At 71.4% G+C, this 12,081-nt stretch carries 11 protein-coding genes; 5 read left to right on the top strand and 6 right to left on the bottom strand.

Annotated features, from left to right (window positions below; all coding sequences use genetic code 11):
* Positions 1-179 precede the first annotated feature (179 nt).
* Positions 180-581, top strand: coding sequence for a hypothetical protein (locus KYY02_RS07005; RefSeq protein WP_371236620.1), 402 nt, complete (start codon positions 180-182; stop codon positions 579-581).
* Between the two features lie 116 nt (positions 582-697).
* Here KYY02_RS07005 and KYY02_RS07000 read toward each other — a convergent pair whose 3' ends face one another.
* The 4 genes from KYY02_RS07000 to ctaC form a co-directional block, all read right to left on the bottom strand.
* Entirely contained in the window at positions 698-1,975 is a 1,278-nt protein-coding gene (locus tag KYY02_RS07000; protein ID WP_371236619.1) for a L,D-transpeptidase, read from the bottom strand.
* Between the two features lie 119 nt (positions 1,976-2,094).
* Positions 2,095-2,493: a cytochrome c oxidase subunit 4 gene (locus KYY02_RS06995; protein ID WP_371236618.1), complete on the bottom strand. Its 399-nt coding sequence runs from the start codon at positions 2,491-2,493 to the stop codon at positions 2,095-2,097.
* Positions 2,490-4,226, bottom strand: coding sequence for an aa3-type cytochrome oxidase subunit I (gene ctaD, locus KYY02_RS06990; RefSeq protein ID WP_371236616.1), 1,737 nt, complete (start codon positions 4,224-4,226; stop codon positions 2,490-2,492). Before ctaD ends, KYY02_RS06995 begins: the two co-directional genes overlap by 4 nt.
* A complete protein-coding gene (ctaC, locus tag KYY02_RS06985) occupies positions 4,223-5,182 on the bottom strand; it encodes an aa3-type cytochrome oxidase subunit II (protein ID WP_371236615.1) in 960 nt (319 codons plus the stop codon). Before ctaC ends, ctaD begins: the two co-directional genes overlap by 4 nt.
* Before the next feature lie 299 nt (positions 5,183-5,481).
* Between ctaC and KYY02_RS06980 the strand changes: the two genes are divergently transcribed.
* Complete coding sequence (locus KYY02_RS06980; protein WP_371236614.1) at positions 5,482-6,870, top strand: cysteine desulfurase/sulfurtransferase TusA family protein; 1,389 nt, start codon at positions 5,482-5,484, stop codon at positions 6,868-6,870.
* A 69-nt stretch (positions 6,871-6,939) separates the two neighbouring features.
* Here KYY02_RS06980 and KYY02_RS06975 read toward each other — a convergent pair whose 3' ends face one another.
* Complete coding sequence (locus tag KYY02_RS06975; RefSeq protein ID WP_371236612.1) at positions 6,940-7,914, bottom strand: carbohydrate kinase family protein; 975 nt, start codon at positions 7,912-7,914, stop codon at positions 6,940-6,942.
* Between the two features lie 129 nt (positions 7,915-8,043).
* Between KYY02_RS06975 and KYY02_RS06970 the strand changes: the two genes are divergently transcribed.
* Together KYY02_RS06970 and KYY02_RS06965 are read left to right on the top strand one after the other, a co-directional pair.
* Positions 8,044-8,253 (top strand): hypothetical protein, encoded by a 210-nt coding sequence (locus KYY02_RS06970; protein ID WP_371236610.1) that lies wholly within the window; start codon positions 8,044-8,046, stop codon positions 8,251-8,253.
* Between the two features lie 161 nt (positions 8,254-8,414).
* Entirely contained in the window at positions 8,415-10,142 is a 1,728-nt protein-coding gene (locus tag KYY02_RS06965; RefSeq protein ID WP_371236609.1) for a hypothetical protein, read from the top strand.
* A gap of 85 nt (positions 10,143-10,227) precedes the next feature.
* Here KYY02_RS06965 and KYY02_RS06960 read toward each other — a convergent pair whose 3' ends face one another.
* On the bottom strand, positions 10,228-10,584 hold the full coding sequence (locus KYY02_RS06960; RefSeq protein ID WP_111002424.1) for a HesB/IscA family protein: 357 nt from the start codon (positions 10,582-10,584) through the stop codon (positions 10,228-10,230).
* 286 nt (positions 10,585-10,870) lie between these two features.
* Between KYY02_RS06960 and nadA the strand changes: the two genes are divergently transcribed.
* A complete protein-coding gene (gene nadA, locus KYY02_RS06955; RefSeq protein ID WP_371236607.1) occupies positions 10,871-12,067 on the top strand; it encodes a quinolinate synthase NadA in 1,197 nt (398 codons plus the stop codon).
* Positions 12,068-12,081: the final 14 nt, after the last annotated feature.

Raw genomic sequence — 12,081 nt, 5'->3', positions numbered from 1 at the left:
GTTCGGTGTGTTCGGCCCTCCTGGACTGCCCGGATGGCCCACCCGGGGACCGTGGCGGGGCCGTCTCGAAGACGTGTCCGAACCAGTGTTGACAAGCGGTCGGAGGGGGTAGCATCCGCGCCATCGGTACCCGAAGTCCCCGACAGAGCCGTGCCCTCTCTCTTACGCGTGGAGGAACAATGCAGGCGACCGCCACGGTGCTGGTCTACAGCGACGATGCCAACACCCGGGAGCAGGTGCGGCTCGCCACCGGGCGGCGGCCGGCGCCGGACGTGCCCGTCGTGGAGTTCGTGGAGTGCGCGACCCCGGCGGCCGTGCTGGCGGAGCTCGACCGGGGCGGCATCGACGTGTGCGTGCTGGACGGCGAGGCCGTGCCGGTGGGGGGCATGGGGATGTGCCGGCAGATCAAGGACGAGGTGTTCAACTGCCCGCCGGTGCTTCTGCTGATCGGGCGGCCGCAGGACGCGTGGCTCGCCACGTGGAGCCGGGCGGAGGCGGCGGTCGCCCTGCCGGTGGAGCCGGTGGAGTTCGCCTCGGCGCTGGCGGGTCTGCTGCGGCAGACGTACCTGCGGAGTGCCTAGGAACCCGGTTCGTCCTGCGGTACGGCGGCTGCGGTCCGGCAGGGGTTGCCCGCGCCCACGCGGCGGAGCCGCACGTGTGACAGCCCCGCGCCCCTGAGGGCGCTGACCGGGGGCGTTCACACGGGCTGGGGCCTCGTGCGGGCCCGTTCGGCCGGATTCCGGGGGGTGCCGGGGGTCAGGGCGCTGCCCGCCTGCCACTCGGCCCAGTCGAGGTTCCAGTCGCCGTAGCCGTTGCCGAAGGGTTCCATCGTGTCGCCGGCCGAGTTCTCGACCTTGACGACGTCGCCCTCACGGACGGTGCCGAAGAACCACTCCGCGTCCTCGGGGCTCATGCCGACACAGCCGTGGCTGACGTTCTCGTGGCCCTGGGAGTCGACGGACCAGGGGGCGGCGTGCAGGTACTCGCCGCTCCAGGTCACCCGGGTGGCGAACTGGACGTCCAGGTCGTACGACTCCGTCGAGCCCTCGGCGATGCCGACGGTGGTGCTGCGCATACGTACGAGGCGTTCCTTGGCGAGCACGACCTTGACGCCGTTGCGGGTCTCGAAGCCGGGCTTGCCGGTGGTGACGGGGATCTGCTTGATCTCCTCGTCGTTCTTGTAGACCGTCAGCCGGTGCTCGGCGGCGTCGGTGACGGCTATCACCCGGTCGCCGGTGCGGATCGTCAGGGGCTCGGACCTGCCGCCCCGCAGCCGGTCGTCGACCTTGATGCCCTCCAGGGCGCTGTGCACGCTGACGGTGGCGTGGGCGGGCCAGTAGTCACGGGGGCGGTAGTGCAGCTTCCTGTCGTCCACCCAGTGCCAGCTGCCGGACACGGCGGGGGTGGACTCGACCGTCAGGGCGCGCTCCACGACGGCCCGCCGGGCGCGGTCCTTGACGGGGGCGCTCAGCTCGGCGGTGAGGGGCTGGCCCACGCCGTACGTGCCCGCCCCGGGGCCGAAGGCGACGGCCAGGCGCTCGCTGGGAGTGGGTCCGCCGGTGGTGAAGGCGAGGACGCTGCGGCCGGGCGCCCCGTCCTCGTCCTCGGTGCTCACCCGGACCGTGTACCGGGTACGGGCGGCCAGCGGGGAGGTGCTGTGCCAACGGCTGCCGTCGGCGGCCAGTTCGCCCGCCACATGGCGTCCCGAGGCGTCCACGGCGGTGACGTCCGTGATGCGCCCGTCGGCGTCCTCGGCGACGACCTCCAGGGGCTTGTCGGGGTCGGCCTCCCCGCCCTCCTCCACGGATCCGCCGAAGGAGATCCGGTCCGCCGCGTCGTAGGGCTCCGTGGACAGCGGGTCGCCGTCGGAGGAACAGCCCGTGACGCCCGCGCCGAGGGCGATCACCAGCAGCACGCGGCCGACGACGCGGCTCCGCCCGGCGCCCGCGCCACGAGGGGACTCGATGCGACTCATGGCCCCACGCTAGGAAGCCGCGTCCCCCTCGGCTCACCGGACGGCCCGAACGAGTGAGACGACGAGGGGCCCGGACCCTCCTGGTGGAGTGTCCGGGCCCCTCGGGAGGGACGCCCTTGTCACTGGGTGCGGTTCTCACCGCGGTAGTACTCGAAGACCCAGCCCCAGATGCCGATCAGGAGCAGCGGCGCCGAGAAGTACATCAGCCACCAGCCGATCGCGACACTCATGAAGGCCAGGGCGCCGCCCACGGCCAGGGCGAGCGGCTGCCAGCTGTGCGGGCTGAAGAACCCGACCTCGCCGGCGTCGTCGGCGACGTCCGCCTCCTTGTCGTCCTGCGCGCCCACGTCGACCCGCCGGGCCGTGAAGCCCAGGTAGAAGCCGATCATGATGCTCAGGCCGAAGGTCAGGAGGAGGGCGGTGGTGCCGACCGGCTCCCTCGCCCATGCGCCGTAGACCCCGGCCATGATGAGGAAGAAGAAGCTCAGCCAGATGAACATCTTGCCCTGGATCTTCACTTGCCGGCCTCCTTGCTGCCGGAGAGGGCCTTCTCACCGTGACCGGCGTTCTCGAGTTCGTCGAGTGCGGCGATCTCCGGGTGGTGCAGGTCGAACGCCGGGGACTCGCTGCGGATCTTCGGCAGGGTGAGGAAGTTGTGCCGCGGCGGCGGGCAGGAGGTCGCCCACTCCAGGGAGCGGCCGTAGCCCCACGGGTCGTCGACGGTGACCGGCTTGCCGTACTTGGCCGTCCTCCAGACGTTGTAGAAGAACGGCAGCATCGACGCGCCGAGCAGGAACGAGGCGATCGTGGAGACCGTGTTCAGCGCGGTGAAACCGTCCGCGGCCAGGTAGTCCGCGTACCGGCGCGGCATGCCCTCGACACCCAGCCAGTGCTGGACGAGGAAGGTGCCGTGGAAGCCGACGAACAGCGTCCAGAAGGTGATCTTGCCGAGGCGCTCGTCGAGCATCTTGCCGGTGAACTTCGGCCACCAGAAGTGGAAGCCGGCGAACATCGCGAAGACGACCGTGCCGAACACCACGTAGTGGAAGTGCGCCACCACGAAGTAGCTGTCCGAGACGTGGAAGTCCAGCGGCGGCGAGGCCAGGATGACACCGGTCAGACCACCGAAGACGAAGGTGATCAGGAAGCCCAGCGTCCACAGCATCGGGGTCTCGAAGGAGAGACTGCCCTTCCACATGGTGCCGATCCAGTTGAAGAACTTCACCCCGGTCGGGACCGCGATCAGGAACGTCATGAAGGAGAAGAACGGCAGCAGCACACCGCCGGTGACGTACATGTGGTGCGCCCACACGGTCACCGAGAGGCCGGCGATGGCGATGGTGGCGCCGATCAGGCCCATGTAGCCGAACATCGGCTTGCGGGAGAAGACCGGGATGACCTCGGAGACGATGCCGAAGAACGGCAGCGCGATGATGTACACCTCGGGATGGCCGAAGAACCAGAACAGGTGCTGCCACAGCAGCGCCCCGCCGTTGGCCGAGTCGAAGATGTGGCTGCCGAACTTGCGGTCCGCCTCCAGGGCGAACAGCGCGGCCGCCAGTACCGGGAAGGCGAGCAGGACCAGCACACCGGTCAGCAGCACGTTCCAGGTGAAGATCGGCATGCGGAACATCGTCATGCCGGGCGCGCGCATGCAGATGATGGTGGTGATGAAGTTGACCGAGCCGAGGATGGTGCCGAAGCCCGAGAAGGCCAGGCCCATGATCCACATGTCGGCGCCGATGCCCGGCGAGCGGACCGCGTCCGACAGCGGCGAGTAGGCGAACCAGCCGAAGTCGGCCGCCCCGTCCGGGGTGAGGAAACCGCCCACCGCGATCAGCGAGCCGAACAGGTACAGCCAGTAGGCGAACATGTTCAGCCGCGGGAACGCCACGTCGGGCGCGCCGATCTGCAGCGGCATGATCCAGTTCGCGAAACCGGCGAACAGCGGCGTCGCGAACATCAGCAGCATGATCGTGCCGTGCATCGTGAACGCCTGGTTGAACTGTTCGTTCGAGACGATCTGCAGACCCGGCCGGGCCAGCTCGGCGCGCATCACCAGGGCCATCACGCCACCGATGACGAAGAAGACGAAGGACGTCACCAGGTACAGCGTGCCGATCGTCTTGTGGTCCGTGGTCGTCAGCCACTTGACGATGACGTCACCACGGCTCTGGCGCCTGACCGGCAGCTCGTCCTCGTAGGAGGAGCCTGCTGCCGCGGCACCCTGGGATTCGTTGAGAATGCTCACAGGATGTTCGCCTCCCGGTTCCTCTCGTGCTCCGTCTGGGAGATGCCAGCGGGCATGTAACCGGTCTGCCCCTTCTTCACGAGGTCCTTCAGGTGCTGCTCGTAACGCTCGGGGGAGACGACCTTCACGTTGAACAGCATCCGGGAGTGGTCGACGCCGCAGAGCTCGGCGCACTTGCCCAGGAAGGTGCCCTCACGGTTGGGGGTCACCTCGAAGGCGTTGGGGTGGCCCGGGATGACGTCCTGCTTCATCAGGAACGGCACCACCCAGAAGGAGTGGATGACGTCGCGCGAGGTCAGCACGAAGCGGACCCGCTTGCCCTCGGGCAGCCACAGGGTGGGGCCCGGGTTGTTGGTCTGCGGGTTCCGGGTGCCGGGGACACCGCAGTCGTAGACACCGCCGGCGTCGTCCGGGAAGGCTTTCTTGTAGCGTTCCGGAACCGACTCGAGCTCCTTGGACGTCTTGGCGTCGCCCGTGGAACCCTCGACGTTCTCGACGTAGTTGAAGCACCAGCTCCACTGGAAGCCGACCACGTTGACGGTGACGTCGGGCTTCTCCTGGAGCTTCAGCAGTTCGGATTCGTCGCGCGCGGTGAAGTAGAAGAACACCGAGACGATGATGAGCGGAACCACCGTGTACAGCGCCTCGATGGGCATGTTGTACCGGGTCTGCGGAGGGACCTCCACCTTGGTGCGGCTGCGCCGGTGGAAGAAAGCACTCCACAGGATCAGGCCCCACACCAGCACGCCGATAGCGAGCGCGGCAGCCCAGGACCCCTGCCACAGCGAGAGGATCCGCGGAGCCTCTTCCGTGGTGGGGGTGGGCATACCAAGGCGGGGGAAGTCCTCCCATGTGCAACCGGTGGCGGTCGCCAGGACCAGGCCCGCGGTCAGTGCCTGCAGCAGCTTCCGCCGCATCGGGCGCCGCGGCGAGCGGTCGGAGCCGTTGGGACTCACGTAGCGCCTTCCCGAGAGTCTCGCCCGCGCGGATTGGCTGCGGCCTGCCTTCTCGCTGGTCGGTCGCCGCCCTGCGTCGGGCAGGGGTTTGGATGTTTATGCGGACCAAACCCTAGCCGACGCTCTCCGAGGGGTCGCGAGGAGGGGTGCCGTACGCGCCGCGGGTTACACCGAGCGCCTCACCACCCGGGGTGCGGGCCGTCTCGCGGCTGCCGCTGCGCCGTGGTCGGCCGCGCCCGCCCGGCCGAGCCGCACAGGAGAGGACGGCCCCGCGCCTCCAGGGGGTTTAGCGTTGCCGTGTGCCCTACTTCGATGCCGCTTCCGGTGCTCCTCTCCATCCCGTCGCCCGGCAGGCCCTGACGGCCTCTCTCGACGAGGGGTGGGCGGATCCGGCGCGGTTGTACCGGGAGGGCCGGCGGGCGCGGCTGCTGCTGGACGCGGCGCGGGAGGCGGCCGCGGAGGCGGTGGGGTGCCGGGCGGACGAGCTGGTGTTCACCTCGTCCGGGACCTCGGCGGTGCACTCGGGGATCGCGGGGGCGCTGGCCGGGCGGCGGCGTACGGGCCATCACCTGATCGTGTCAGCCGTCGAACACTCCTCGGTACTCCACGCGGCGGAAGTTCACCGGGCCGGCGGAGGGGCGGTCACCGAGGTCGCCGTGGACCGTACGGGTGCGGTGAGCCCTGCCGGGTACGCGGACGCCCTGCGGCCGGACACCGCGCTGGCCTGTCTGCAGTCGGCCAACCACGAGGTGGGGACCGTGCAGCCGGTGGCCGGGGTCGCCGAGGTGTGCCGGGCGGCGGGGGTGCCGCTGCTGGTGGACGCGGCCCAGTCGCTGGGGTGGGGGCCGGTGGAGGGCGACTGGTCGCTGCTCGCGGCGAGCGCCCACAAGTGGGGCGGTCCGCCGGGGGCCGGGCTGCTCGTCGTACGCAAAGGGGTGCGCTTCGCACCCCAGGGGCCGCGGGACGAACGGGAGTCGGGGCGGGCTGCCGGGTTCGAGAACCTGCCGGCGATCGTGGCGGCGGCGGCTTCGCTGCGGGCGGTGCGGGCGGAGGCCGCCGAGGAGGCGGTACGGCTGCGGGAACTGACGGAGCGGATCCGGGCGCGGGTGCCGCGGCTGGTGCCGGACGTGGAGGTGGTCGGGGACCCGCAGCGGCGGCTGCCCGGGACCGTCACCTTCTCCTGTCTCTACGTCGACGGGGAGACGCTGCTGCACGAGCTGGACCGGGCCGGTTTCTCCGTGTCGTCCGGGTCGTCCTGCACGAGCGGCACGCTGACGCCGAGTCATGTGCTGAAGGCGATGGGCGTGCTCAGCGAGGGCAACATCCGCCTCTCGCTGCCGACCGGGACGCGGGAGGAGGACGTCGAGCGCTTCCTGTCCGTCCTGCCGGAGGTGGTGTCGGGGGTTCGGGAGAAGCTCGGCGCGCCGGTGGCCGCCGGCCCCGTCCCGACGGAGGAGAAGAACGAGGCCCTGGTGGTGGACGCCCTGGGCCGTCGCTGCCCGATCCCGGTCATCGAGCTGGCCAGGGTCATCGACGGCGTCCCCCCGGGCGGCACGGTCCGCGTCCTGGCCGACGACGAGGCCGCCCGCCTGGACATCCCCGCCTGGTGCGAGATGCGCGGCCAGGAGTACGTGGGCGAGGAACCGGCGGACCGGGGAACGGCCTACGTGGTCCGCCGGACCGGCTGACCCGCCCGAGGGGCGCGGGGCCGTGCGCCCGCACGGGTGCGACCGGCTCCCCGCCCGCCCCCGGTGGTCTCAGCTCAGGTGCACCCGGACTTCCTCCGCCGCCTCGTCCCCGTACGCCTTCGTGAAGCGCTCCATGAAGTGCCCCCGGCGCAGCTGGTACTCCTGGGTGCCGACCGTCTCGATGACGAGCGTCGCCAGCATGCAGCCCACCTGCGCCGCCCGCTCCAGCGAGACCCCCCACGCCAGCCCCGACAGGAACCCCGCGCGGAAGGCGTCGCCGACGCCCGTCGGATCGGCCTTGCGCTCCTCGTCGGGACACCCGACCTCGATCGTCCCCCCACCGGCCTGCTCGATGCGGACGCCTTGCGCGCCGAGGGTGGTGACACGGTGACCGACCCGGCCGAGGATCTCCGCGTCGCTCCAGCCGGTCTTCGTCTCGATGAGCCCCTTCTCGTACTCGTTGGAGAAGAGGTAGGTCGCCCCGTCCAGCAGTATCCGGATCTCCTCGCCGTTCATCCGGGCGATCTGCTGGGAGAAGTCGGCGGCGAACGGGATGCCCCGGGAGCGGCACTCCTCGGTGTGCCGGAGCATGCCCTCCGGGTCGTCGGCGCCGATGGAGACCAGGTCGAGGCCGCCCACGCGGTCGGCGACGGTCTTCAGCTCGATGAGGCGGGCCTCGCTCATCGCGCCCGTGTAGAAGGAGCCGATCTGGTTGTGGTCGGCGTCCGTGGTGCACACGAAGCGGGCGGTGTGCAGGGTGTCGGAGATGCGGACGGACTCGGTGTCGACGCCGTGCCGGTCCAGCCAGGCCCGGTACTCGTCGAAGTCGAAGCCGGCGGCTCCGACGAGGATCGGGCGGGTGCCGAGCTGGCCCATCCCGAAGGCGATGTTCGCGCCCACGCCGCCCCTGCGCACGTCGAGGTTGTCGACCAGGAAGGACAGCGAGACCGTGTGCAGCTGGTCCGCGACGAACTGGTCGGCGAAGCGCCCGGGGAAGGTCATGAGGTGGTCGGTGGCGATGGAGCCGGTGACTGCGATGCGCACGGCGTGGATTCTCCTGAGGGAGGCGGGTTGACACCCCACGCTACCCGTTGGGAGGGGCCCGTAGAAGCGGGCGAAACTACCCGATAGTAGATCTTTCTTCGTGACCTTCGACGTGCGTACGGTGCCGACATGACGAACCCCAGGGTCCACGCCCCCGCCCCGGCGGACCTCGAAGGCGGCCTGGCGTCGCTGCGCGGCGACTGCGCCCGGATGGCCCCCCACTGGGGGGTCCCCGACCGGGTGGCCGCCCGGCCGGTCCCCCCGTCCTCGATCCACGGCGTGACCGTGCCGCCCGGGTCGGCGCGGCTGCTGGACGCGATGTCGGAGTACGGCGACTGAACCGGCGCCGGCCGGCGCGGCGCCCGCGGGAACCGCGCGCTCCCCCGCCGCGTCCCATCGCTGTCCCCCGTAAAGGGGATGCGGGATACGACCCGCGAGCAGTCCCGGTGCGTCCGGGAAGGGTCTTCCCGGGACAGTTGTGCAGCCGAAGGAGCGATGCGGTGAACACCGAGCGACCCGACAACGACGACGCCGAGGCGCGCCCCGCTCCCGGCGGCACACGCGACACCGGGGGCGCTTCGGACCGCGACGGGGGGCCGGGTACGGCACGGCCGGTCGCCGGCGCGTCCGGAGCCGGTCCCGGCAGGGCCGTCGCCGACGCCTCCGGAACCGGTGTCCCGGAGTCCGGGGCGGACGCCGGTCCCCCCGCCGGGGGGACCGGGGCCGGGGAGGACCCGAGGGACGAACCGGGGTCCGGGGCGGGTGGGACGGCCGTCGGGGAGCACCGTGCCGACGGCCCGGCGGCTGGGCGGCGGCGTCCGCCCCTGCTGATCGCCTCCGTCGCCGCCGCCGTGCTGCTGGTCGGGGGCGGCGGGGCCTACCTCGCCGTCGGCGCCGTCGGTGGTTCCGGGGCCGGTGCGGCTCCGGGGGCGAACGGTGACGCCTCTCCCCCGCCGCTCGCCCTGGACGGCCGCTCCGGGGACGCCGCGAACGGGATCGCCCCCGGCGAGCCCAACCCCTACGGCACCGTCTACCGCGCCGACGGCCCGCTCCCGGACGGCCCCGGTTCGGCGCCGGTGTACCGCGTCCGGGGGCAGGTCACCGAGGACCGGGTGGTCGCGCTGGCGAGGGCCCTGGGACTGGAGGGCGAGCCGGTCGCGGAGGGCGGGTCCTGGCGGATCGGCGGCAAGGACGGTTCCGGGCCCACGCTGCGGGTGGACCGGGAGGGTCCCGGCGCCTGGACGTTCAGCCGGAACACCCCGGGCACCGACAACTGCAAGGGCGCGACGTGTTCGGCTCCGGCCGCGGGCGGCCCGGTCGTGGACGAGTCGGCCGCGAAGAGGGCCGCCGCGCCCGTGCTGAAGGCGGTGGGCCAGGACGACGCGAAGCTCGACGCGAGCCAGGTCACGGGCGGCGGGCGAACGGTGAACGCCGATCCCCAGGTCGGCGGGCTGCCGACGTACGGCTGGACGACCGGTGTGGTCGTCGGCGCCAGGGGCGAGGTGGTCGGCGGCAGCGGCCGGCTCGCGGAACCCGTGAAGGGGGACGCCTACCCCGTGGTGAGCGCGGCCGACGCGCTGGAGCTGATGAACGCGGTGCCGGACGGCGGCCCGGGCGCGGGGACCGGCGGCTGCGCCGGTCCCGTACCGCTGAAGGACGGGCAGCGGGAGTCGTGCGCTCCGGCGACGGAGCCGAAGGGCGACACCGTCACGGTCGGTGACGCGGTGCTCGGGCTGGCCCCGCACTCCGTGGACGGGCGGCCGGTCCTCGTACCGTCCTGGCTGTTCGAGGTGCGCCCCCGGGGCACGGAGGGGACCTTCACGGTGACGTATCCGGCGGTCGCCCCGGGGTTCCTCGCTCCGCGGACGGGGTCCGGGGAGGCGAGCCCGCGGCCCACGCAGCCCGGTGACGAACCGGCCGCGGCGCCGTCCACCCGCGAGGTCGGCGTCGAGGGCTACACCGCCGAGGGCGCCGAGCTGACCGTGACCTTCACGGGCGGCGTGTGCGCCGACTACGAGGCGACGGCGCGTGCGGACGGCGACCGGGTGACGGTGCGGGTGACCGAGACGCCCTGGCCGGACAAGGTGTGCATCCTGATCGCCAAGCAGTACCAGCAGACGGTCCAACTCGACGCGCCGCTCGGCGACCGCGAGGTCGTGGGAACGGACGGCGAGCCGGTCCCGCTGCACAAGGACGGGGCCCGGCTGCCGGCGCCGCCCACCCGGTAGTCCGGACGCGCGGAGACACGAAGGCGGCGGCCCCGTCGGAGGGGACCGCCGCCTTCGTCATGTGCCGCCCGGGACGGGACCCGGCTCAGCTGAAGGAGTCGCCGCAGGCGCAGGAGCCGGTGGCGTTGGGGTTGTCGATCGTGAAGCCCTGCTTCTCGATCGTGTCGACGAAGTCGATGGTGGCGCCGCCCAGGTACGGGGCGCTCATGCGGTCGGTAACGACCTTCACACCGCCGAAGTCCTTCTCCACGTCGCCGTCGAGCGAACGCTCGTCGAAGAAGAGCTGGTAGCGCAGGCCGGAGCAGCCGCCGGGCTGGACGGCGACGCGCAGGGCGAGGTCGTCACGGCCTTCCTGGTCAAGCAGGGCCTTGACCTTGGACGCGGCGGCGTCGGTCAGGACGATGCCGTCGGTGACGGTGGTGGTCTCGTCCGATACGGACATCTACATCTCTCCCGGGTTGTACGGAGACTGCTTGCCGACGGTTGCAACCGGCGGGACCGCGGATTCATTCCGGGCCGGGCGCGTGTCTTCCTCGCCTTCCTCCTCATGCTCGCACACGCGGTGCGGAGCGGAAACCGGCTCGTGCGGGGCCCCGCCGGGGAGGGTTCGGCGCCCATCGGGATTCACGTCACACGGACGCTATGACCGTCGTCAAAGTGACGTGAACCGACTATGATAGATAGCGTCATTTCGACGAGAAGTCGCCAGAACAGAAAGGGTGCGTGTCGTGACCACCGCCCAGACCCAGGAGCTCGACGTCCAGCCGACGCCCCTCGCCCTGCTGCTGCTCGGCCGCGAGGCCGACCCGAGGAGCGAGCGCGGTGTGGAGTGTCCCGGCGACCTCCCGTCGCCGTCCGACCCGGACCTGGTGGAGCGCGCCCGCGCCGCCAAGGAGAAGCTCGGGGACAAGGTCTTCGTGCTCGGCCACCACTACCAGCGCGACGAGGTCATCCAGTTCGCCGACGTCACGGGCGACTCCTTCAAGCTGGCCCGCGACGCCGCCGCGCGCCCGCAGGCCGAGTACATCGTCTTCTGCGGTGTGCACTTCATGGCCGAGTCCGCGGACATCCTCACCGGCGACGACCAGAAGGTGGTCCTGCCCGACCTCGCGGCCGGCTGCTCCATGGCAGACATGGCCACCGCCGAGCAGGTGGCCGAGTGCTGGGACGTGCTGACCGAGGCCGGGGTGGCCGAGCAGGTCGTCCCCGTCTCCTACATGAACTCCTCCGCCGACATCAAGGCCTTCACGGGCAAGCACGGCGGCACCATCTGCACGTCCTCCAACGCCAGGCGGGCTTTGGACTGGGCCTTCGGGCAGGGGGAGCCCTCGGCGACGAAGGTCCTCTTCCTCCCCGACCAGCACCTGGGCCGCAACACGGCCGTGCGGGACATGGGGATGTCCCTGGAGGACTGCGTCGTCTACAACCCGCACAAGCCGAACGGCGGGCTGACGGCGGACGAGCTGCGCGCCGCGAAGATGATCCTGTGGCGCGGCCACTGCTCGGTGCACGGCCGGTTCAGCCTGGACTCGGTCGAGGACGTGCGCGAGCGCATCCCCGGCGTGAACGTCCTGGTGCACCCCGAGTGCAGGCACGAGGTCGTGGCCGCCGCGGACCACGTCGGCTCGACGGAGTACATCATCAGGACGCTGGAGGCGGCCCCGGCCGGCTCCAAGTGGGCCGTCGGCACCGAGCTCAACCTCGTACGGCGTCTGGCGAACCGTTTCGCGCCCGAGGGCAAGGAGGTCGTCTTCCTCGACAAGACGGTCTGCTTCTGCTCCACCATGAACCGCATCGACCTCCCGCACCTGGTGTGGGCGCTGGAATCGCTCGCCGAGGGCAACCTGGTCAACCGCATCGAGGTGGACCGGGAGACGGAGGCGTTCGCGAAGCTGGCGCTGGAGCGGATGCTGGCCCTTCCGTAGACGGGCCGTCCCCG

Origin of the sequence: Streptomyces pimonensis (assembly GCF_041380215.1) — a bacterium.
Classification (GTDB): domain Bacteria; phylum Actinomycetota; class Actinomycetes; order Streptomycetales; family Streptomycetaceae; genus Streptomyces; species Streptomyces pimonensis.
Note: the sequence above shows the minus strand (reverse complement) of the source record. Positions and strands in the feature narration are given on the sequence as shown.

Bases quoted from the DNA above. Each gene is read 5' to 3' on its own strand.
- KYY02_RS06960 (WP_111002424.1), bottom strand. From the start codon at position 10,584: ATGTCCGTATCGGACGAGACCACCACCGTCACCGACGGCATCGTCCTG.
- KYY02_RS07005 (WP_371236620.1), top strand. From the start codon at position 180: ATGCAGGCGACCGCCACGGTGCTGGTCTACAGCGACGATGCCAACACC.
- KYY02_RS06970 (WP_371236610.1), top strand. From the start codon at position 8,044: ATGACGAACCCCAGGGTCCACGCCCCCGCCCCGGCGGACCTCGAAGGC.
- KYY02_RS07000 (WP_371236619.1), bottom strand. From the start codon at position 1,975: ATGAGTCGCATCGAGTCCCCTCGTGGCGCGGGCGCCGGGCGGAGCCGC.